Below are 21,824 nucleotides of genomic sequence, written 5' to 3' on the forward strand. Positions count from 1 at the left end.
GGATTGGGGTGGCGGCGGGTCGGTCCAGGGAGCGTGAAGCCCGCTAGATGGGAACGCCGTGCGCCTTGGCGAAGGCGCTGAGCGCCGGCCGCAGGCTCTCGCCGTCGCCGGCCCGCGCCATCTCGGTCTCGATGAGGTCTGCCACGGCGCTCGCGTCGAGGTTGAGCACCATGGCCTTCACCGGGCCGATGGCGGCGGGCGACATGGAGAGGTGGCGGAAGCCGAGGCCGATGAGGGCCATGGCCTCCAGAGGCTTGCCGCCGATCTCGCCGCAGACGGTGGCCGGGCAGCCGGCCGCCGCCGCCCGCTCGGCGATGAGCCGGAAGGCCCGCAGGGCCGGTACGCTCAGGGTGTCGAAGCGCCCCGCCACTCGGCGGTTCTCGCGATCGACGGCGAACAGGAACTGCATGAGATCGTTGGAGCCCACCGACAGGAAGTCGGCGGCCCGGGCGATCTCGTCGATCTGGAACAGCAGGGAGGGCACCTCCACCATCACGCCGAGGCGGCAGACACTCGGCAGGGGATGGCCGTGCCTACGCAGATGCGCCATCTCGCGTTCCACGATGGCCTTGGCGCGGGTGAACTCGTCCACCGTCGCCACCATGGGGAACATGATCTTGAGGGGGCGCCCGCCGGCGGCCTTGAGCAGGGCGCGCAACTGCACCCGCAGCAAGGCCGGGCGGTCGAGGCCGATCCGGATGGCACGCCAGCCGAGCGCCGGGTTCTCTTCTTCCAGCGCCGGCATGTACGGCAGGATCTTGTCGCCGCCGATGTCGAGGGTCCGGACCGTCACGGGCAGGTCGCCCGTCGCGGCGAACACCGCCTCGTAGAGCGTCTGCTGTTCGGCGGCCGACGGCATCCGCTGGGCGACCATGAACTGAAGCTCGGTGCGGAACAGGCCCACGCCCTCGGCCCCCGTCTCGGCGAGGTGGGCGAGGTCGATGAGCAGGCCGGCATTGAGCTGAAGGCCGATGGCGACCCCGTCCCGGGTCACGGCCGGCTGGTCGCGCAGCGCCCGATACTGCTCCTGGCGCTTGGCGCGGACGCGGACCATTTCGCCGTAGGCCGCCTCGATCTCCGGCCCGGGGCGGACCTGGATCTCGCCGGTGGCGCCGTCGACGATGATGGCGTCGCCCGCGTCGCAGAGCGCCGTGGCGTTGGCGATCTCGCCCACCGCCGGGATGCCGAGCGCCCGGGCCACGATGGCGATGTGGCTCGTCGGCCCGCCTTCCTCCAGCACGACGCCCCGCAGCTTCGCGCGGTCGTAGTCGAGGAGGGCGGCCGGCCCCATGGAGCGGGCGACGAGGATCGCGTTCTCGGGCAGCACCCGCTCGCCGTTGCCCTCGTGGCCGATGAGGGTGCGCAGGAGCCGGTTGGCGAGGTCGTCGAGGTCGTGCAGACGGTCGCGCAGATAGGGGTCGCTCTGGCGCATCATCCGGGCGCGGTTGTCCGACTGGACGCGCTCGACGGCGGCCTCGGCGGTCAGACCCGATTGCACGGCCTCGCGCATCCGGCGCAGCCAGCCCTTGTCGTGGGCGAACATCCGCACGGTCTCGAGGACCTCGCGCGATTCGCCCGTGCCGATGCTGTCACCGCGCTCCACGAGGTCGTCGATGGCCGAGCGGACCTCGCCGATGGCGAGCTCCAGGCGCTCCACCTCGCGGTCGACGTTCTCGGCGATGAGCTGCTTGATGACGATGCGCGGCTCGTGCAGCACCACGTGCCCGAGGCCGATGCCGTCGGCGAGCGCCACGCCGCGCTGGCTGACAGCGCGCCGCGTCGCCGGGCCGCTTCCGGGGGCGAGCGCCTGCAGCTCGCCCGAGGCGATCATCTCCGACAGCACCATGGCGGTGGTCTGGAGCGCCTCGATCTCCTCCTCGGAATAGACCCGGTAGGTCTTGTTCTGCACGACGAGCACGCCGAGCGTATTGCCGGCGCGCAGCAACGGCACGCCCAGGAAGGCGTGGTACGCCTCCTCGCCCGTCTCCGGGCGATACGAGAAGGCCGGGTGGGACTGGGCGTCGGAGAGCGACAGGGGTTCGGCCGTCTGCGCGATGAGACCGACGAGGCCCTCGTCGGAGCGCATCCGGGTGAGGTGGACCGCCTCGCGGTTCAGGCCCTCGGTCGCGAACAATTCGAGGATGTTGTCGTTGCTCAGCACATAGACCGAGCAAACCTCCGCGATGACGTTGGCGGCGATGAGGGTGACGATCCGGTCGAGGCGCGCCTGTGGGCTGACCGGCTCCGCCATCGCTTCGCGGAGACGGCGCAACAGAAGGCGCGGTCCTCCAGGCGCAGCGGGCATGGTCTCCTCGATCCGGCTTCGGCTTGCACGAAAGGCCGCGCAAGAATCGTGCGCGTGGCAAGGGCGCGTCTTCGAAGCCCCACCCCGACCCGGCGCGTGCTCCCGGTGTCCCGCGGGGACCCCGGTGCGGCGGCGTTTCGAGAGCGGCGCTCAGGCCTGGTCGAGGCCGTATAGCGAGTGGAGCGTACGCACGGCAAGCTCCGTATAGGCCGCGTCGATGAGAACCGAGAACTTGATCTCGGAGGTCGTGATCGCCCGAATGTTGATTCCCTTTTCGGCTAGCGCCCGAAACGCCTTGGCGGCGACGCCCGCGTGGCTGCGCATGCCGACGCCGATGGCCGAGACCTTCACCACGTCGGTCGCGCCCTCGATCTGGGCGAACTCGATGGCGCCGTCCTGGGATTTCAGGATCTGGCGGGCGCGGTCGTAATCGGCCGACGGGACCGTGAAGGTCATGTCCGTCTTCGACTGGTCGCCCGACACGGTCTGGATGATCATGTCGACGTTGATATTGGCATCCGCCAGGGGGCCGAAGATCGCCGCCGCGATGCCGGGGCTGTCCTTGACCCCACGCAGGGTGATCTGCGCCTCATCCTTCGAGAAGGCGATCCCGGTGATGATCTGCTGTTCCATGGTCTCGTCCTCGTCGCAGATGAGGGTTCCGGGGCGGGCATTGTCGGGCGGGTCGAAGCTCGAGCGCACCGTGGTCGGCACCCGGTGCACCATGGCGAGTTCGACGGAGCGGACCTGGAGCACCTTGGCGCCGAGCGACGCCATCTCGAGCATCTCCTCGAAGGTCACGCGCTCCATGCGCCGGGCCTTCGGGACCACGCGCGGATCGGTGGTGTAGACGCCGTCCACGTCCGTATAGATGTCGCAGCGCTCCGCCCCGATGGCGGCCGCGACGGCCACCGCGCTGGTGTCGGACCCGCCGCGTCCGAGGGTCGTGACCCGGCCGGTGGCGTCGTGAATGCCCTGGAACCCGGCGATGACCGCGACCTCGCCGCGCTTGAAGCCGGCGTCCAAGCGGGCGCCGTCGATGCCCTCAATGCGGGCCGAGCCGTGGGCGTCGGAGGTGAGGATCGGGATCTGCCAGCCCTGCCACGAGCGGGCGGGGATACCGGCCTTGCGCAACGCGATGGCGAGCAGCCCGGCGGTGACGAGTTCGCCCGATGCCACGACGGCGTCGTATTCGGCCTCGTCGTACAGGGGAGCGGCATCCTTCACCCAGGCCACGAGCTCGTTGGTCTTGCCCGACATGGCCGAGACCACGACGGCGACCTCGTAGCCGGCCGCGACCTCGCGGGCGACGTGGGCCGCGACGTTGCGGATGCGCTCGACATTGGCGACGGACGTACCGCCGAACTTCATCACCAAACGGGCCATGCAGCGTCCACGTCGATTCTTGTGGAAAGGGAAACCGGGATCGAGCGAGCCTGAAGACCGCCCGCGTCGCCGCGCGGCTGTACCGGATAGGGCTTCGGCGGGTACAAGGGCCGCCCGGACCTGTCAACAATCGGGGCGCCCCGCCCCGTGACCGTTTGCCGGGACTGTTTTCGCGCCGCGATGCGCCCACATCCTTCGCCCCTGCCTTGGCCCTTGCGCCCGAGCCCGACGGACCCGATGACCGGACCCCATTCTGCCTCCATCGACCGCGACGAGGTCGCCCGCTTCGAGGCCATCGCGGCGACGTGGTGGGACCCGGCCGGCCCCATGGCGGTGCTGCATCGCTTCAATCCCGTGCGGCTCGCCTATATCCGCGACGCCGCCTGCGGGCATTTCGACCGCGACCCCAGGGCGCCGTTTCCCTTGAGCGACCTCACCATCGTCGATGTCGGCTGCGGTGGCGGCGTCCTGTCCGAGCCCCTGGCGCGGCTCGGCGCGCGCGTCACCGGCCTCGATCCGGCCCCCACCAATGTGGCGGTGGCGCGGGCCCATGCGGACGCCGCCGGGGTCGGCGTCGATTACCGGGCGCGGACCATCGAGGACGTGGTGGCCGGAGGAGAACGCTTCGACATCGTGCTCGCCATGGAGGTGGTGGAGCACGTGGTCGACCGGACGGCCTTCGTCGCCACCGCCTGCGCGGCGGTGAAGCCCGGCGGGCTCCTGTTCGCCGCGACCTTGAACCGGACCCTGCGCTCCTACGCGCTGGCCATCGTGGGCGCCGAGTACGTGCTCGGCTGGCTGCCCAAGGGCACCCACGATTGGGACAAGTTCGTGAAGCCGCGCGAATTCGTGGCGGACGTCGAGGCCGCCGGGCTCTCCGTCACCGATACGACCGGCGTGGTGTTCAACCCCCTCGACGGGTCGTGGCGGGCGAGCCGCGACACGGCGGTGAACTACATGATCGCGGCTCGGCGGGACTGAACTCCGGCCCCCGGCCGCCGTTGACCGGGTCAATCCGGAGGTCCCTGATGCTCGAGAAGATTCCCCATGCCGTCGGCGAGGCCCTATCGGGCCTGAAGGCCGGTCTCGCTTCGACCACCTATCACGCCGACTTCGCCGATGTTCCCGAGACGGTGCGGCTGACGAGCCCGGCCTTCGCGGACGGCACCCCGATGCCCGCCCGATTCACCCAGGATGGCGAGCGCACGTCGCCGCCGCTCGCCTGGGACAATCTGCCGGCCGGCACCGCCCGCGTCGTGATCCTCGTGGAGGATGCGGGCAGCCCGACGCCCCGGCCCCTCGTGCACCTCATCGCCTGGAACCTCATGCCGGAGGCCGGGGGCCTCGCCGAGGGGGCGCTGCCGAGCCCAGGCGGCGCGCATCAGGCACAGGATCTCGGCCGGAACAGCTTCCTGCAGGACCAGTGGCTGCCCCCCGATCCGCCCACGGGGCACGGGCCGCACAACTACCTGTTCCAGATCTACGCCCTCGACGCGCCCCTCGCCCTGGATGCCTCTCCGGGCCGGAGCGCGGTGATCGAGGCCATGCGCGGTCACGTGCTCGCCAAGGGCAGCTTGACGGGCACCTACGCGCGGACGTGAGGACCGTCTCGGCCGACCTTCAGTGTTGCGCCGGAGGCCCGGTCCGGTGCAAGGCGCGGGAAATCGACGACGATCGGGGAGAACGCGTTTCCATGAAGGCCCTGCTATGCACCCGCCTCGGTGGCCCCGAGGACCTCGCCATCGCGGAGATCGCCGAACCCGTGGCGGGACCGGGCGAGGCCGTGGTGCGGATCACCCTGGCGGCGCTCAACTTCTTCGATACCCTCATCATCGCCGGGCGGTATCAGGTGAAGCCGGAGCTGCCGTTCTCGCCGGGCGGCGAGGCCAGCGGTGTCATCGAAGCCCTCGGCCCCGGCGCGGAGGGCTTGGCGCTCGGGGACCGGGTCATCGTCCACCAGAAATTCGGCACCGCCCGCGCCCGCATCGCCGTGGCAACGCGCCACCTCACCCGGATTCCCGAGGGCGTCTCCGACGAGCAGGCCGCCGGCCTCACCATCACGTACGGTACCTCGCTCCACGCCCTGCGCGACCGGGCGAAGTTACAGCCAGGCGAGACCCTGGCGGTGCTTGGAGCCTCCGGCGGCGTCGGCCTCGCGGCGGTGGAACTCGGAGCGATCCTCGGCGCGCGGGTCATCGCCTGCGCCTCGTCGCCGGAAAAGCTCGCGGTCGCTTGCGCGCACGGGGCGACGGAGGCGGTGGATTACGCCGCCGACAACCTGCGCGAGGCCCTGCGCACTCTGACGGAGGGCCAAGGGATCGACGTGATCTACGATCCCCTCGGGGGCGACTACGCCGAGCCGGCCCTGCGGTCCCTCGGCTGGAAGGGCCGCTACCTCGTGATTGGCTTCGCCGCCGGCGACATCCCGCGCATTCCCCTTAACCTCGCCCTGCTCAAGGGCATCGATATCCAGGGCGTGCACTGGGGCGTCTTCGTCGACCGCGAGCCGGAGGCCCACGCGGAAAACCAGCGTCAGCTTCTCGCCTGGGTGGCGGAAGGGCGCCTCACCGCGAAGGTCCACGGGGTCTATCCCTTGGAGGACTACGCCGAGGCGCTCGGCATCCTCAAGCGCCGCGAGGCCGTGGGGAAGGTGCTGCTGCGGCTGTGAGCGCGGCCGGGTTCGAAGAGCTATGCCCTTCGCGGGTCCAGGGCGGAGCCCTGGAAAGGACGTCGGGCTCTGCCAGACACCCGCCGAAGGGATGATCCCTTCGGTATCCCGGGCTCCCGTGTCGGGTTGCTTCAGAGCAGCCCCTGCGCCTTCGCCAGGGCCACGAGGTCGTGCTGCGGCCGGGCGCCGATGTGTTGGATCACCTCGGCCGCCGCGAGGGCGCCGAGGCGGGCGCTGGCGGCGTTGTCGAGGCCCCGGGCATGGCCGGCGAGGAAGCCCGCCGCGAACAGGTCGCCCGCGCCCGTCGTGTCGACGACTTCGCGCACGGGCGAGGCTTCGACGGCGCGGATCTCGCCGCCCTTGACCACCAGGGCGCCGTCGGCCGAGCGGGTCACGAGGCCGAGGAGGTGCTTGCCGCGGGCGTCGCGCTCGTCGCGCAGGGCCTTGAGGGCGACCTCCGCGTCGTCGGTTTCGTAGAGGCTCTGCAATTCGCCGATATTGGCGAACAGGATGTCGACGCTGCCGTCCCGGATCAGGCCCAGGAACTCGTCGCGGTAGCGGCCGACGCAGAAGGCGTCCGAGAGGGTGAGGGCCACGGCGTTGCCGGCTGCATGCGCGATCTGCACGGCCTTGCGGAACGCGTCCTTGGCGGCCGGCGGGTCCCAGAGGTAGCCTTCGAGGTAGGTCACACGGGCGCTGCGGACCGTCGCCTCATCGACATCGGCCGGCGAGAGATTCTGGCAGGCGCCCAGATAGGTGTTCATGGTGCGCTCGCCGTCGGGCGTCACCAGGATGAAGCAGCGGGCCGTGGCCGGGCCGTCCGTCGCCGCCGCCACGGGGAAGTGCACGCCCGTGGCCTTGAGATCGTGGGCGTAGAGGCCGCCGAGTTCGTCGTTCCGGACCTTGCCGATGAAGCCGGTCTTGGCGCCCAGAAGCGCGGCGCCGACCGCCGTGTTGGCGCCCGAGCCGCCCGACACCACGGTGGCCGGCCCCATGGCGTCGTAGAGGGCTTCCGCCCGCGCCTCGTCGATGAGCTGCATGGTGCCCTTCGGCACCCCTTGCGCGGCGAGGAAATCCTCGTCCGCGCGGGCGATGAGGTCGACGATGGCATTGCCGAGGACGAGGAGGTCGAGGGAGTCGGGCATCAAACCGTCCAGTCTGGCCGGGGGAAGGGATCGGCCGGGCTGTGGCATCGCCCCTGCCGGGGGTCAAGCGACGCAGGAACGCCCCGGCGCGCTACTGCAGCGCCTTCACCTCGCATTGCGCGTAGTCCGACGCCGCCTTCACGTAGGCATTCAGGGCCTTCACGTAGGCTTCCGCCAGGGGACGGTAGACGGCGATCTGGGCGTTGTAGGCCTTGATGGCGTCGTTGTAGCTGTAGGCTTCCCAACCGGGACAGCCGCCCTTGGCGTCGAGGCAGGGGGGCTTGGCCGGAAAGGCCGGCTTGTCCGGACGTGCCTTGGCCGGCGGTGGTTCGGCGCGGGGGCACTCGGCTTCGGCCGCTCCGAGGGTGAGCAGGAGCGCTGCGCCCGCGGCCAGGATCGTTCTCATCGTCGCGTCCCCTCGTCGGCTCAGTCGGCGCTCCCTCATGCGGGAGCGGGCGCGACGCCGCAAGCTGGGGTCAGTTGGCTGCCACCGCATCGCGGGTCCGGCCCCGCGACGGTCCGCTGCCCCGGCCGAGGCGGTCCCAGGCGAGGCGGGCGGCGTTCAGGGCGGGGAGCGTGAGCCCGAGGGCGAGGACCCACCAGGCCGGGCGGATCATCGTCGGAAACGCGAGATTGGCTTGGAGTACTCGCTCGGCCGGAATACCGGAGGCGAGACCGTACCACGCCGCTTCCAGACCGGCCGTCGCCAGGGCGACGCCGACGGCCAGCAGACTTAGGGTCAGCGGATTGCTCGGCCAGCGCCGGGCCTGGAGGGCGCGCCAACCCATGAGGAGCAGGAACGCACCGGTCCAGAACACCGGATCGGACACGTCGATCTTGGCTTGCAGGAAGTAATGGACGAGGCCCAGCACCGTAAGGAGGTAGACGGCCTTGTGCAGGCGCGGCCATGCCTTGCCCAAGCGCCGGATCATCCCGTCCGTCGAGGTCACGCCGAGCACGACGAGGCCCAACAGGGCGACGAACCCGATGGTGAGGTAGATCCGGCTCACGATCTCGGAGACCACCTTGGTCAGCACGAAATTCTGATCGACCACGTAGAGCCCGAGGTGGATCAGCGCATAGGCCAGGGCCGTGAGCCCGAGCATCCGCCGCACCAGAATGAGTTTCGGCCAGTTCGCGATGCGCCGCAGGGGTGTGACGGCCAGCGACAGCAGCAGGAAGCGCACGGCCCATTCGCCGGTGCCGTGCAGCAGCTCCGTGATCGGCTTGGCGCCCAGCGCATCCGCCGCGTAGGCGGCCGCGAGCCACAGGCCCGGCGCGAGGGCGGCCAGGAAGGTCGCGAGCTTGAGGCCGGAGAGGCGGCCGGCGCGGTCGCGCCAGGGCGCGGAGACGGCGGGGAGGGCGGGCATGGCGGGGTCCGAACGCGGCAAACGGCTCGAGACCGTTCGGGCGTATCTACGTGGCAGAGGCCCCGGAAGTTACGCTGGGCGACGTGTGGTCGCACACGACAGCGATGTCGATGCGAAACCTCGGGGACGATGCGGCGGCCGGCGGCGTGCTGTATGGCGGGGGGCGAAATTCCGTTACAGGCGTAGCGTTTCCCCATGCCCGCATCGAAGCCGTCCCCCGCCTCCCTTGAGGACCTCGACGCCGAAGGCGCCCGGCGCGAGCACGCTGCCCTCTCCGAGAAGATTGCCGAAGCCGACCGGCTCTATCATGAACTCGACGCGCCCGAGATCACGGATGCCACGTATGACGCCTTGCGTCGGCGCCTCGAAACCATTGAGTCGAAGTTCCCGGATTTGGCCGGTACGGGTGCGGCGAGCGCGTCCGTCGGGGCGAAGCCGTCCGAGAAATTCGCCAAGGTGCGGCACGCCGTGCCGATGCTGTCGCTCGGCAACGCCTTCGCGGACGAGGAGGTCGAGGAATTCGTCGCCCGGGTGCGCCGGTTCCTGAATTGGCCCGAGGACGAGACCCTGGCCTTCACCGCCGAGCCGAAGATCGACGGCCTGTCCCTGTCCCTGCGCTACGAGGGCGGGCGCCTCGTCACCGCCGCGACGCGGGGCGACGGCGAGACCGGCGAGGACGTGACCCGCAATGCCGCCACGGTGGACGACATTCCCGAGAGGCTTCTCGGCGACGACGTGCCGGAGATCTGCGAGGTGCGGGGCGAGGTGTACCTCTCGCACGCGGATTTCGCCGCCATCAACCAGCGCCAGGAGGCCGCCGGCAAGGCCCTGTTCGCCAATCCCCGCAACGCCGCGGCCGGGTCGCTGCGGCAACTCGATCCCGAGATCACCCGTTCGCGGCCGTTGAAGTTCTTCGCCTATGCCTGGGGCGAGATGTCGGCCCAGCCGGCGCCGACCCAGCACGGGATGATGGACGCGTTCCGGCGCTGGGGCCTGCCCGTCAACCCGCTCACCGTCCGCTGCGCGCGAGCGGCGGACATGCTCGCGCATTACCGGCGCATCGAGGCCGACCGGGCCAACCTCGGCTACGACATCGACGGCGTCGTCTACAAGGTCGACGACCTCGCGCTGCAGCGGCGGCTGGGCTTCGTTTCGCGCTCGCCGCGCTGGGCGCTGGCCCATAAGTTCGCCGCCCAGAAGGCCCTCACGGTGGTGGAAGACATCGAGATCAATGTCGGCCGCACGGGGTCGCTCAATCCCCTCGCCAAGCTCCGGCCCGTGACGGTCGGTGGTGTCGTGGTGTCGAACGCGACGCTCCACAACGAGGGCTACGTCCAGGGGGTCGGCGGCGACGGCGAGCCGATCCGGGACGGGCGGGACATCCGCATCGGCGACACCGTGGTGGTGCAGCGGGCCGGCGACGTGATCCCGAAGGTCATGGATGTGGTGCTGGACAAGCGCCCGGCGGAATCCAAACCCTTCGTGTTTCCCGAGACCTGTCCCGCCTGTGGCAGCCGGGCGATCCGTGAGATCAACCCGCGCACGGGCAAGCCCGACGCCGTGCGCCGCTGCACCGGCGGTCTCGTCTGCCCGGCTCAAGGGGTGGAGCGTCTGAAGCATTTCGTCTCGCGCAACGGCTTCGATCTCGAAGGGTTCGGCCAGACCTATATCGAGGTGCTGTTCGAGGCGGGTCTCGTGCGCCAGCCCGCCGACCTGTTCCGCCTCGATTTCGCGGAGTTGAAGGCCGCCATCGTCGCCCGCCGCGAAGCCCTGTCGGCCGAGCGCCGGGCCGAGGGCGTGCCCCCGCCGAAGAAGCCGACGAAGAAGAAGGGCGAGGAGGAGGACAAGGCGATCCACAACCTGCTAGCTGCCGTCGAGGACCGCCGCAGCCTGCCGCTCAACCGCTTCCTGTTCGCCCTCGGGATTCCCGAGATCGGCGAATCGACTGCCAAGGCCCTGGCGAAGCGCTTTCCCGATATGGAGGCCCTGATGGAGGGCGTCGCTGCGGCGTCCGCCGCCCAGGCCGGGCCGGACTGGCTCGAACTCTCCGCCGTTCCGCGCATCGGCCCGACCACCCGCGACCGCCTGCTGGAAGTCGGCTACCCCCGCGACGCCTTCGAGGCGGAGGAGGGCGAGGCCGCGCCGGAGTCGTCCCAGGCGCCGGGCCGCATCCGCCTCACGGCGCCGCAGCGGGTGAGCCTGCTCGCCCATTACGGCGATCCGGACGCCGCCGCCGCCGGAATCGAACGGGCGGCGGCGCAGCGCCCCGGCGACGCCTATCGTCACTTCGCCGACGATGGCGAGATCGGCCCGGTGGCGACGGATTCGCTCATCGCCTTCTTCGCCGAGCCGCACAACGACGCGGCGGTGCGCGCTCTCCTCGCGCACGTTTCCACCGAGCCCATGGCGACGCCCGTGGCGGCGACGGCTTTTGCCGGCAAGACGATCGTCTTCACCGGCTCCCTCGAACGCATGACCCGCTCGGAAGCGAAGGCCACGGCCGAGCGCCTCGGGGCCAAGGTGTCGGGCTCGGTCTCGGCCAAGACCGACCTCGTGGTGGCGGGGCCTGGGGCCGGATCGAAGCTCAAGGACGCCGAGAAGCACGGCGTCGAGGTGGTGAGCGAGGAGGCGTGGCTGGCCCTCGTGGCCAGTGCTTGAGGCGGCGGGGCGTGCGGGTTAAGGATTCCTGGCCCCATGCCGAATATCATCGCCCTCGACTTCGAGACGGCCAACGAGCGGCGTGACTCCGCCTGCGCCGTCGGCCTCGCCTGGATCGCGGACGGGGCGGTGGTGCGGCGCGAATCGCGCTTGATCCGGCCGCCGGAGTTGCGATTCTCACCGGGCAACATCCGCGTCCACGGGATCGTGCCGGCGGATGTGCGCACCCAGCCGCTGTTCCCGGAGGTGATGGCCGAGTTCCTGCCCGACCTCGCGGGCGGTCTCGTGCTCGCCCACAATGCCGGCTTCGACATGGGGGTATTGCGGGCGTCGCTGCAGGCGCACGGCCTGCGCCCGCCGGCCTTCTCGTACCTCTGCACCCTGCAGATCGCCCGCCGGGTGTTTCCGGCCGAAGAGGGCTGCGGCCTCGGTAAGGTCGCGGCCCGTCTCGGCATCCGCTTCGAACACCACGATGCCGGCGAGGACGCCTATGCCTGCGCCGAGATCGCCCTCGCGGCCATGCGGCAGACCGGGGCGCCCGATATTCTCGGATTGTCCCGTGCCATCCGGTTGCCGGTCACCGTCGTACCGGAAGGGCCGGACCGGGCGCCGCGGCCGCGTGCCTTCGCGGATCGCCCCCGCGCCGAATCGGCGTCCTTGCGCTTCGCCGTCAAGGGCCGGCGCGGCGACCGCTACGACGTTGTTCTGGAAGACCGGGCGACGGGTCTGCGCCTGCGCTGCACCTGCATGGCCGGGCGTTACGGAACGCGCTGCCGCCACGTCGCGGCCCTGCTCGACGGCGACATCACGGATCTCCTGTCCGGGAACCACGACGACGTCGAACGCCTGCGCCTGCGGATGGTCGCGGGGGCGTGATCCGGGAGACCGACGAAGATCCTACGGCGGAGCCGCCGACGCTCAGGACCGTTCGAGGCGGGCGCCGAGGGAACGCGGCTTCAGGCGATTTCCGAAGCGTGGGCCGGCGAGCAGGCGTTCACGGCGCACGAGGTCGCCCGCGCGCGGGGCGCCCACACCGATGACGCCTTCGCTGCGGGCGACGAGGCGTGTCGGTAGACCGGCATGGGGCCGGCGCAGGCGGGCCAGGGCCATGTCGGGTCGTGCGGTGCCGATGAAGCGGTCGAGGATGCGGATCCAGCCCTCGGCCGGGATATCGCCGGCGTCCAGGCACAGGATCCAATCGCGCCGCGCCGCCTTCGCCCCCGCCGACCACGGCGATGCCCCGTGCTGGCGCAGGACGAGCTTGGCGCCCGTCGCCTCCGCGACGGTATGGATGGCGGCGACGTGGCTCGGCGCCACGATCACCGCGTCGCCCACGAGCCCGGCGGCGACCCCGGCCACGAGGGCGCCGAGGGTGTCGGCGAGTGGGTCGATGGCATCGGGATCGGCCGGCCGCGCCACATGAATGAGAGCGGAAATCATGCCCGCGCATAACGTATTTTCGCTGCGACTGAAGCCGTCTCGTCGTGCGGTTTCGGACTCAGAGCCGATCCGCCACGGGTAAAATTGCCGATGCTTGGATTATGGGCAGGATCGTTTGAGTTTGTTCATGATATGTTCCAAAAGATGAATCGATGGGGGCGACATGGGACACGCGGAGGGAGACGGCATCCGCCGTCTTGCGGCCACCTCCCGGCCTGCGGAGGCCCGGCGCGGCCGGGGGGCGACGGCCAATCCGGATGGGCGGTTCGAGGCGATACGGCGAGAGAGCTTCGATGACGGATGGGCGGCTGACACGCCGGCGCGCCTGCGCACGGTGGTGACGGCCGAGCGCGCCCGCACCCTCATCACCCGCAACACCTCGCCCGACATCTCGTTCGACCGCTCGGTCAATCCCTATCGCGGCTGCGAGCACGGCTGCGTCTACTGCTTCGCCCGGCCGAACCACGCCTATGTCGGTCTGTCGCCGGGCCTCGATTTCGAGACGAGGCTGTTTCACAAGCCGGATGCGGTGAAACTCCTGACGGCCGAATTGTCGGCCCCCGGCTACCGCCCGGCCACCATCGCGCTCGGCACCGCGACCGACCCGTACCAGCCCATCGAGCGCGAACACCGCCTCACCCGGGGTATCCTCGAAGTCCTTGCGCGGTTCCGGCATCCCGTGGGGATCGTCACGAAATCGAACCTCGTGGTGCGCGACCTCGACCTCCTCGCGGATCTGGCCCGTGACAATCTCGTGAAGGTCGCCGTGTCGGTCACCACCCTCGATCCCGGCCTCGCCCGCCGCCTGGAACCCCGTGCACCGCATCCGGCCAAACGCCTGGAGGCCATCGAACGCCTGAGTGAGGCCGGCATCCCCGTCATGGTCATCGCCGCCCCGGTGATCCCGTCGCTCAACGATCACGAGATCGAGGCGATCCTGGGCGAAGCGCGGGCACGCGGCGCCCGGGAGGCGAGCCACGTGCTCCTGCGCCTGCCGCACGAACTCGACGCCCTCGTGGACGATTGGTTCGCCGAACATTATCCCGGGCGGCGCGCCCACGTGATGTCCCTGGTGCGTCAGGCGCGGGGCGGCCGGGCCCACGATGCGGAATACGGCCGCCGCATGGTCGGAGCCGGGCCTTACGCCGACCTCATCGTGCAGCGCATGCGCCTCGCCCGCAGCCGCCTCGGCTATCCGGAAGAACGGCTACGGCTGCGAACGGATCTCTTTGCCCGTCCGACGGACCAGTTGTCGTTGTTCTGAACGTCCGCCGCCACGGTCATGCGGGCGTCCTCCACATCTTGTTTCCGGTCGATCGCCACGGATCGGTGAAACGCGACGGGCTCCCTTCCTGAAGGGCAGGGCGATGACATCTGGGATTTCGGCTTTGGTCGGACAGCCCTCGGAATGCCATCCCGGGGCAGAGCCGCGGAACCCGGGAACCGAAATGGAAGGGGTGCAAGATTTTGAGCGGTCGGTCGCTCTGAGGGGGCGCTGATCGCGAGCCGGAACGACGATTGGGGTCCTTGTTCCGTCCCTCTCGTTTCAGGAGAGGTAGCTCACGCCCGCAGTGGCCGCCTGAAGCAGTTGAGACGAGATCGACTGGGTCGAGACTTGGGCCGCGAGGGGATGTTCAAGGCTCCAGCGCACCGCTGGATCGATAGGCGCGGGTGAAGCTGACGCGGTGGTGGGCGGAACGCCCCAGATCCGCCAGCCCCGCGAGGTGCACCTTGGTGCCGTAGCCGACATTGCTGTCCCAGCCATAGGCGGGGTGGCGCTGAGCGAGGGCACGCATCGCCCGGTCCCGCACGGTCTTGGCGACGATGGAGGCGGCGGCGATCTGCGGCACCAGCCGGTCGCCACCCACCACCGCTCGGCACTGGGGAAAGCCCGGAATCGGGTCGCGGCCATCCACCAGCACCGGGGTGTCGAGGCCCAGTCCCCGGACGGCGCGCGCCATGGCGTCGAGGGTGGCGGCGCGCACGTTGATGCGATCGACCAGCGCCCGTGATCCCGCCGCCAGGGCGACCCGGGCATGGGCGCGGATGAGGGGCGTCAGGCGCTCGCGCTCGACCCGTTTGAGCTTCTTCGAATCGTCGAGGGCGGCCAGGATCTCGCCGGGAAAGGCGCATGGATCGAACCACACCGCCGCCACCACCACGGGGCCGCACAGGGCGCCGCGCCCGACCTCGTCGCAGCCGATGACGGCCGGGTAGTCTGTCGCAAGGGTCGGATCGAACGGAGGCATGGCGGGGGAACGCGGTGTCACAACGGGGCCGGACCCTGCCAGCCCGTCCCGCCGAAGTCATCCGCCGTTCTGGAGAAATCCGGGGTTCGAAGGGCGTGCCCTTCGCGGGTCCAGGGTCGAGGCCTGGGGCAACGCCGCGCTCTGCCGATCATGCGCCTGGGCGATGTTGCCGAAGAACTGGCGCGCGCTCTCGGCCCAGGTGTAGCGCAGGGCCTCGGCTCGGCAGCGTTCGCGCGGAATCGCCAGGGCCGCGAGAACCGCCCGGCGCAGGTCCGTGTCGAGCACGCCGGCATCGGTGCCGCCGATGACATCGAGGGGCCCGGTCACGGGATAGGCCGCCACCGGCAGGCCGCAGGCGAGGGCTTCCAGCAGCACGATGCCGAACGTGTCCGTCAGGCTCGGGAACACGAAGACGTCGGCGGCGGCATAGATCGCCGCCAGGGCCGCGCCCGTGCGGGTGCCGAGGAAATGCGCCTCCGGGGCGAGGGCGGCGAGGCGCGCCCTGTCCGGCCCGTCGCCCACCACAACCTTGGAGCCGGGGAGGTCGAGGCTGAGAAAGGCCGCGATGTTCTTCTCCACGGCGAGGCGCCCGACGAACAGTGAGATCGGCCGGGGCAAGCCCGCGAGGGCATCCGCCCCGGTGGCATCGGGCCGAAACAAATCTGTGTCGACCCCCCGCGTCCAACGCATGAGGTTGGTAAAACCGCGCTCCGCGAGTTCCCGTTCGAGGGAGGGCGTGCTCACCATGGTGCCGCTCGCCGTTCCGTGGAAACGCCGGAGCCAGGCGTAGCTCCAGGATTGCGGCACGGGCGCCCGGGCGGCGAGGTATTCGGGAAAGCGGGTGTGGTAGCTCGTGGTGAACGGTCGCCCGATCGCGAGGCAGTGGCGCCGTGTGGCGTACCCCACGGTCCCCTCCGTGGCGATATGGACGTGTGTGGGCCGCAAGGTCTCCCACCGCCGGGCGACGGCGCTGCGCGTGGCATAAGAGAGACGGATCTCGGGGTAGCCAGGCAGGGGCACCGAAACGAAATCCTGGTGGGTGAGGAACACCGTCTCGATGCCGAGCGCCCCGCTCGCCGCCGCCATGTGTTCGAGGGAGCGCACGACGCCGTTGACTTGCGGAGCCCAGGCGTCCGTGGCGATGAGGAGCCTCACGCGCCCGTCCTCACGCCACCGCCCTGGCGCCGTCGGGCCGCGGTTCGGCCGGCACGGACTCGCGGGCGGCCCGCGCCCGCAGGATGCTGGGATAGTGCAGCACCTCCATGGTGCCGTCGTAATGCTCGACGATGGCGGTGCAGGATTCCACCCAGTCGCCGGTGTTCAGGTAGGTCAGGCCCCCGATGGTGCGGTTGGCCGCGTGGTGGATGTGGCCGCAGATCACCCCGTCGGCACCGACGCGCTTGGCCTCGGCGCTCAACAATTCCTCGAACTTGCCGATGAAGTTCACGGCGTTCTTCACCCGCAGCTTGGCCCAGGCCGAAAGCGACCAATAAGCGAGGCCGAGGCGGCGGCGCAGGGTGTTGAGGTGGGTGTTCACGAACAGGGCCGCCGTGTAGGCCCCGTCGCCGAGATAGGCGAGCCAGCGGGCATGGCGCACCACCATGTCGAACTGGTCGCCGTGGATCACGAGGTAGCGCTTGCCGTCCGCCGCCACGTGCAGGCGCTGGTCCGCCACCTCGATGCCCCCGAAGGTCATCCCGATGTAATCACGCAGGAATTCGTCGTGGTTGCCCGGCACGTAGACGAGGTTCGAGCCCTTGCGGACCTTGCGCAGGAGCTTCTGAACCACGTCGTTGTGGCTCTGGGGCCAGTACCAGCCGGATTTGAGTTGCCAGCCATCGACGATGTCGCCCACGAGGTAGATCTCGTCGGCGTCGTAATCGCGCAGGAAATCGAGCAGCAGCCCGGCCTGGCACCCCTTGGTTCCGAGGTGCATGTCCGAGAGGAACAGGGTCCGGACGCGGATGGCTGTCTCCGAATCGTCACCCATGGTGGTCTCCGCCCCGTGCTGCATCGGGCCGAGCCAAACCGGATTCCCGTATCACTTTGATGACGCCGGGCGGTCGCCCGTGCGGCACCGCATCGCATGCGTTTATGAACTATAAAATTATTTGACGTTTCGCGAAGTTTTTCGGGTTTTCCTTCCCGCGCGAAGGAAGGCATAGTCCCTTCCAAGGTGCCCCGCCGGACCGCGAGACGATCGCGCGTCCGGAGCCCTGTGAGGTGAACAAGGGCAGCGACATACGGCAGGATGCGCCTATACGGCCCGGGGCAGCGCGGTTTTCCCGAACGCGCCCCGGCGGGAAGGGCTTGAGACCTTCGGCCCCGTTTTACGGCGGTCCGCGTGCCCCGTCGTCGGGGCCAGGGGCTCGAACGCCTTGCGGCCCATCGACAGCACGGCGCCTCGTTCCCCCGTGGGACCGGGGTCTCCGTCGTGGGGCGCCCCTGCCGGATGACCGTGGGGCGAATCCCTGAGGGCAAGTGGGCGGGCCGGGTATCCGGACGACCCGCGAGCGCGTAGGAGCCTGCCCACCCGAGAGAGCGGCCCCGTCGGGCCGGGCTCTCGTCACCGATCCAACCCGGAAGGGCGGCCCTGGGGCCGCGTTTCCGTCACCGATATCGCGTCGCTCGAATGCGCGCGCGGTTCTTGATAGAATGGGAGACATATCATGGCGGCAACGAGACGGCCTGGTCGTAACCACCTCTTCGTGCCCGGCCCGACGAACATCCCCGATCGCGTCATGCGCGCGATGGTGGTGCAGTCCGAGGACCATCGTTCGGTGGACTTCCCCGCCCTGACCAAGCCCCTGTTCGAGGACACCAAGGCGGTGTTCGGCTCGACCAAGGGCACGATCTTCCTGTTCCCGTCCTCCGGTACGGGCATCTGGGAATCGGCTCTTTCCAACACCCTCGCCCGCGGCGACAAGGTGCTGACCTCGCGCTTCGGCCAGTTCAGCCTCCTGTGGGTCGACATGGCCGAGCGCCTCGGCCTCGACGTGATCGTGCAGGACGAGGAGTGGGGCACGGGCGCCAACCCCGAGCGGATCGGCGAAGCCCTGCGGGCCGACAAGAACCACGAGATCAAGGCCGTCATGGTCGTCCATAACGAGACCGCCACGGGCGTGACCTCGGATATCGGCGCCGTGCGCAAGGCCATCGACGCCGCCGGCCACCCGGCCCTGCTCTTCGTCGACGGCGTGTCCTCCGTCGGCTCGCTTCCCTACAAGATGGACGAGTGGGGCGTGGATTGCGCCATCGCCGGCTCTCAGAAGGGCCTGATGCTGCCCGCCGGCCTTGGCGTGATCTGCGTCAGCGACAAGGCCCTCAAGGCGGCCGAAGCCTCCGCCGGCAAGAACGACCGCCTCGCGCACGTCTACTTCGACTGGGCCGACCACCAGAAGCAGAACCCCGGCGGTTACTTCCCCTACACCCCGTCGCTGCCGCTGCTGTACGGCCTGCGCGAGGCCCTGGCCTGCCTCAACGAGGAGGGTCTTGAGAACGTCTTCCATCGCCATCACGTGCTCGGCGAAGCGACCCGCCAGGCCGTGGCGGCCTGGGGTCTCAAGACCTGCGCCAAGGAGGCCAAGTGGAACTCCGACACCGTCACCACCATCGTGGTGCCGGAGGGCGTCGACGCCGCCGCGATCATCAAGCACGCCTTCGTTCGCTACAACCTCGCCCTGGGCGCCGGCCTGAACAAGCTCGCCGGTAAGGTGTTCCGCATCGGTCACGTCGGCGACATGAACGAGCTGTCGCTGCTGGGCGCCATCGCGGGCGCCGAGATGGCCATGCTCGACCACGGCGTGAAGGTGACGCCCGGTTCCGGCGTCGCCGCCGCGTCGAGCTACCTGCGCGAGAACCCCCTCGCCAAGGCCTGAGACGTCGAGGCCCGGTCGCCGGGCCTGATCTGAACGCCACCGGGACGCTCCGTCGTCCCGGTGGCACCATCGATCCACCGTGTGCTGCCGGCGGTTCGGCCGGACCGAGCTTGAGGGCTTCCATGACGAAGAAAATCGTATTCCTCGATCGCGAATCCCTCGACGCCAAGGTTCGGGACTTCAATTTTCCGCATGAGTACGTCGAGTACGAGTCGACCTGGACGCCCGAGGAGATCGTCGAGCGCCTGAAGGGTGCCGAGATCGCCCTGATCAACAAGGTGCCGATGCGCGCCGACACCCTGAAGCAGCTGCCCGACCTCAAGCTCATCGCCGTCGCTGCGACGGGCACCGACGTGGTCGACAAGGCGGCGGCCAAGGACCTCGGCATCACCGTGGTCAATATCCGCAACTACGCCTTCAACACCGTGCCCGAGCACGTGATCGGCCTGATTTTCGCCCTGCGCCGGGCCATCGTCCCCTACGCCAACTCCGTGCGCCGGGGCGACTGGGCGAAATCGACCCAGTTCTGCTACTTCGATTACCCGATCCACGACATCGCCGGCTCGACGCTGGGCATCGTCGGCTATGGCGCGCTCGGCAAGTCCATCGCCAAGCGGGCGGAAGCCCTCGGCATGAAGGTCATCGCCTACGACGTGTTCCCGCAGGACGGGCTCGTCGATTTCGAGACCATCCTCACGCAGTCCGACGTCATCACGCTCCACGCGCCCCTGACGCCCGAGACCCGCAACATGATCGGCCGCGAACAGCTCGCGAAGATGAAGAAGCACGCGCTTCTCATCAACACGGCGCGCGGCGGCCTCGTGGACGAGGAGGCCCTGGCCGAGGCGCTGCAGAACGGCACCATCGGGGGCGCGGGCTTCGACGTGGTGGTGACCGAGCCGCCCAAGAACGGCAACATCCTGTGCGAACTCGACCTGCCGAACCTCATCGTCACGCCGCACGTCGCCTGGGCGAGCAAGGAAGCCATGCAGATCCTGGCCGACCAGCTCGTGGACAACGTCGAGGCCTTCGTGGCGGGCAAGCCGCAGAACGTGGTCTAACGCCCGCGTGCGAGCCGCGATCGGGACGATACCAAACGCCAGCCGTGCTCCGGCGCGGTCATAACAGGGATCAAGAACAATGAAAAAACTGCTGTTCCAATTCGACACCGACTCCGTGCCGAGCGTGTTCGACGTGGTCGTCGGCTATGACGGCGGCGCCGATCACATCACCGGCTACGGCAACGTGACCCCGGAGAACGTCGGGGCGCTCGTCGACGGCACGATCTACACCCGCGGCGGCTCCGAGAAGAAGTCCACGGCGATCTTCGTCGGCGGCGGCAGCATGGCGGCCGGTGAGGCCGTGTTCGAGGCGGTGAAGAAGCGCTTCTTCGGCCCGTTCCGCGTCTCGGTGATGCTGGATTCCAACGGGTCCAACACCACCGCCGCCGCCGGCGTCGCCCTGGTGCAGAAGGCCGCCGGTTCCCTGGAGGGCAAGAAGGCCGTCGTGCTCGCCGGCACCGGCCCCGTCGGCATGCGCTCCGCCGCCCTGCTCGCCCAGGAAGGCGCCACCGTGATCCTGTGCGGTCGCTCCCTCGACAAGGCGCAGGCCGCCGCCGACCAGATCAACAAGCGCTTCAACGTGCAGATCTCGGCCGCCGCCACCCCAGACGCCGCATCGCGCGCCGCCATCGTCAAGGGCCAGAACCTCGTGTTCTCGGCCGGCGCCATCGGCATCGAGCTGCTGTCCGAAGCCGACTGGAAGGACGAGGCCAGCATCGAGTTCGTGGCCGATTACAACGCCCAGCCGCCGCTCGGCTTCGGCGGCATCGACGCCATGGATAAGGGCAAGGAGCGCCACGGCAAGAAGGTGTTCGGGGCGCTCGGCATCGGCGGTCTGAAGCTCAAGCTGCATCGCGCCTGCGTCGGCCAGCTCTTCGACAGCACCGAGCAGGTGCTGGACGCCGAGGAGATCTACGCCCTCGCCAAGAAGATGGCCTGAGCCATGGCGGCGAACGAGACCATCCAAGCCTTCCTCGACGGGCTCGCGAGCTCGGCCCCGACCCCCGGCGGCGGCGGTGCCGCCGCGATTTCGGGTGCCATGGGCGCCGCACTCCTCAGCATGGTGTGCAACCTCACCATCGGCAAGAAGAAGTATGTCGAGGTCGAGGCCGAGCTGAAGGAGATCCTCGGGCAGTCCGAGGCGCTCCGCGCCGAGCTGACCGGCATGATCGCCGACGACGTCGCGGCCTTCGACGCGGTCATGGGCGCCTACGGGCTGCCGAAGACCACGGACGAAGAGAAGGCCGTCCGTGCCGAGAAGATTCAGGCGGCCCTCAAGGTCGCCACGGATGTGCCCCTCGAATGCTGCCGCGCCTGCCGCAAGGTCATAGACCTGGCCCAGACGGTCGCCGACAAGGGCAACCTCAACGTGATCTCCGATGCGGGCGTCGCGGTGCTGTCGGCCCATGCCGGCCTGCGCAGCGCGGCCCTCAACGTCTACGTCAACGCCAAGGGCCTCGACGACCGCGCCTTCGCCGAGGCGCGCCTCTCCGAACTCGAGGGCCTGCTCGGCACCGCCGGCCCGCTCAACGAGTCGATCTACGAGGTCGTGAAGGCCAAGGTGAACTGATGCCGTTGCGGTGCGGGAAGATGACTTTCCGCACCGCAAGCAAATGGATCGAATGATCCACAGCTTTACGTGAACGCACCGCACCCAACGCCAA

At 69.5% G+C, this 21,824-nt stretch carries 19 protein-coding genes; 10 read left to right on the forward strand and 9 right to left on the reverse strand.

The genetic code is table 11. The features are described 5' to 3' along the window. Nucleotides 1-43 precede the first annotated feature (43 nt). The gene (gene ptsP, locus BM249_RS00635; RefSeq protein ID WP_091967783.1) at nt 44-2,305 is read right to left on the reverse strand and encodes a phosphoenolpyruvate--protein phosphotransferase; all 2,262 of its coding nucleotides are present in this window, start codon (nt 2,303-2,305) and stop codon (nt 44-46) included. Between the two features lie 150 nt (nt 2,306-2,455). After that, entirely contained in the window at nt 2,456-3,691 is a 1,236-nt protein-coding gene (locus BM249_RS00640) for an aspartate kinase (protein ID WP_091967786.1), read from the reverse strand. 237 nt (nt 3,692-3,928) lie between these two features. On the opposite strand from BM249_RS00640, the gene ubiG reads away from it, so the two are divergent. From ubiG to BM249_RS00655, 3 genes are all read left to right on the forward strand, one after another. Then, the gene (gene ubiG / locus BM249_RS00645; RefSeq protein WP_091967789.1) at nt 3,929-4,672 is read left to right on the forward strand and encodes a bifunctional 2-polyprenyl-6-hydroxyphenol methylase/3-demethylubiquinol 3-O-methyltransferase UbiG; all 744 of its coding nucleotides are present in this window, start codon (nt 3,929-3,931) and stop codon (nt 4,670-4,672) included. Between the two features lie 47 nt (nt 4,673-4,719). Continuing rightward, nucleotides 4,720-5,292 carry a YbhB/YbcL family Raf kinase inhibitor-like protein gene (locus BM249_RS00650; RefSeq protein ID WP_091967792.1) on the forward strand — a complete coding sequence of 191 codons (573 nt, stop codon included), beginning with the start codon at nt 4,720-4,722 and terminating at the stop codon, nt 5,290-5,292. Nucleotides 5,293-5,384: 92 nt separating this feature from the next. Continuing rightward, nucleotides 5,385-6,359 (forward strand): NADPH:quinone oxidoreductase family protein, encoded by a 975-nt coding sequence (locus tag BM249_RS00655; protein WP_091967795.1) that lies wholly within the window; start codon nt 5,385-5,387, stop codon nt 6,357-6,359. 131 nt (nt 6,360-6,490) lie between these two features. Here the strand turns inward: BM249_RS00655 and BM249_RS00660 are convergent, their stop codons facing one another. The 3 genes from BM249_RS00660 to BM249_RS00670 all read right to left on the reverse strand — a co-directional run bounded on the left by BM249_RS00660 (nt 6,491) and on the right by BM249_RS00670 (nt 8,874). Next, nucleotides 6,491-7,504 carry an adenosine kinase gene (locus tag BM249_RS00660; protein ID WP_091967798.1) on the reverse strand — a complete coding sequence of 338 codons (1,014 nt, stop codon included), beginning with the start codon at nt 7,502-7,504 and terminating at the stop codon, nt 6,491-6,493. A gap of 91 nt (nt 7,505-7,595) precedes the next feature. After that, entirely contained in the window at nt 7,596-7,910 is a 315-nt protein-coding gene (locus BM249_RS00665) for a hypothetical protein (protein ID WP_091967802.1), read from the reverse strand. A 70-nt stretch (nt 7,911-7,980) separates the two neighbouring features. Beyond that, the gene (locus BM249_RS00670) at nt 7,981-8,874 is read right to left on the reverse strand and encodes a protein-methionine-sulfoxide reductase heme-binding subunit MsrQ (RefSeq protein ID WP_091967805.1); all 894 of its coding nucleotides are present in this window, start codon (nt 8,872-8,874) and stop codon (nt 7,981-7,983) included. A gap of 195 nt (nt 8,875-9,069) precedes the next feature. Between BM249_RS00670 and ligA the strand changes: the two genes are divergently transcribed. Next, nucleotides 9,070-11,532: an NAD-dependent DNA ligase LigA gene (ligA, locus tag BM249_RS00675; protein WP_091967808.1), complete on the forward strand. Its 2,463-nt coding sequence runs from the start codon at nt 9,070-9,072 to the stop codon at nt 11,530-11,532. Nucleotides 11,533-11,568: 36 nt separating this feature from the next. Continuing rightward, nucleotides 11,569-12,408: a 3'-5' exonuclease gene (locus BM249_RS00680; protein ID WP_091967811.1), complete on the forward strand. Its 840-nt coding sequence runs from the start codon at nt 11,569-11,571 to the stop codon at nt 12,406-12,408. Between the two features lie 42 nt (nt 12,409-12,450). Here BM249_RS00680 and BM249_RS00685 read toward each other — a convergent pair whose 3' ends face one another. Continuing rightward, nucleotides 12,451-12,972: a hypothetical protein gene (locus tag BM249_RS00685; RefSeq protein WP_091967814.1), complete on the reverse strand. Its 522-nt coding sequence runs from the start codon at nt 12,970-12,972 to the stop codon at nt 12,451-12,453. A 163-nt stretch (nt 12,973-13,135) separates the two neighbouring features. On the opposite strand from BM249_RS00685, the gene BM249_RS00690 reads away from it, so the two are divergent. After that, on the forward strand, nt 13,136-14,236 hold the full coding sequence (locus tag BM249_RS00690) for a PA0069 family radical SAM protein (protein ID WP_091967817.1): 1,101 nt from the start codon (nt 13,136-13,138) through the stop codon (nt 14,234-14,236). A 370-nt stretch (nt 14,237-14,606) separates the two neighbouring features. On the opposite strand, the gene BM249_RS00695 is transcribed toward BM249_RS00690, so the two are convergent. Genes BM249_RS00695 through BM249_RS00705 form a run of 3 tightly spaced genes read right to left on the reverse strand, consistent with a single transcriptional unit; the run spans nt 14,607 to nt 17,211 of the window. Beyond that, nucleotides 14,607-15,221 carry a ribonuclease HII gene (locus tag BM249_RS00695; protein WP_091967820.1) on the reverse strand — a complete coding sequence of 205 codons (615 nt, stop codon included), beginning with the start codon at nt 15,219-15,221 and terminating at the stop codon, nt 14,607-14,609. Between the two features lie 57 nt (nt 15,222-15,278). Further along, a complete protein-coding gene (locus BM249_RS00700; protein ID WP_091967823.1) occupies nt 15,279-16,376 on the reverse strand; it encodes a glycosyltransferase family 4 protein in 1,098 nt (365 codons plus the stop codon). A gap of 10 nt (nt 16,377-16,386) precedes the next feature. Further along, the gene (locus BM249_RS00705) at nt 16,387-17,211 is read right to left on the reverse strand and encodes a UDP-2,3-diacylglucosamine diphosphatase (protein WP_091968284.1); all 825 of its coding nucleotides are present in this window, start codon (nt 17,209-17,211) and stop codon (nt 16,387-16,389) included. Between the two features lie 679 nt (nt 17,212-17,890). Between BM249_RS00705 and BM249_RS00710 the strand changes: the two genes are divergently transcribed. From BM249_RS00710 to fchA, 4 genes are all read left to right on the forward strand, one after another. Beyond that, entirely contained in the window at nt 17,891-19,099 is a 1,209-nt protein-coding gene (locus BM249_RS00710) for an aminotransferase class V-fold PLP-dependent enzyme (RefSeq protein WP_091967826.1), read from the forward strand. A gap of 122 nt (nt 19,100-19,221) precedes the next feature. Then, complete coding sequence (locus BM249_RS00715) at nt 19,222-20,160, forward strand: D-2-hydroxyacid dehydrogenase (RefSeq protein WP_091967832.1); 939 nt, start codon at nt 19,222-19,224, stop codon at nt 20,158-20,160. Nucleotides 20,161-20,239: 79 nt separating this feature from the next. Next, nucleotides 20,240-21,100, forward strand: coding sequence for an NADP-dependent methylenetetrahydromethanopterin/methylenetetrahydrofolate dehydrogenase (locus BM249_RS00720; protein WP_091967835.1), 861 nt, complete (start codon nt 20,240-20,242; stop codon nt 21,098-21,100). A gap of 3 nt (nt 21,101-21,103) precedes the next feature. Further along, nucleotides 21,104-21,730 carry a methenyltetrahydrofolate cyclohydrolase gene (fchA, locus tag BM249_RS00725; protein WP_091967838.1) on the forward strand — a complete coding sequence of 209 codons (627 nt, stop codon included), beginning with the start codon at nt 21,104-21,106 and terminating at the stop codon, nt 21,728-21,730. The last annotated feature ends 94 nt before the right edge of the window (nt 21,731-21,824 follow it).

Source organism: Methylobacterium gossipiicola (assembly GCF_900113485.1).
In the GTDB taxonomy this organism is placed as follows: Bacteria; Pseudomonadota; Alphaproteobacteria; order Rhizobiales; family Beijerinckiaceae; genus Methylobacterium; species Methylobacterium gossipiicola.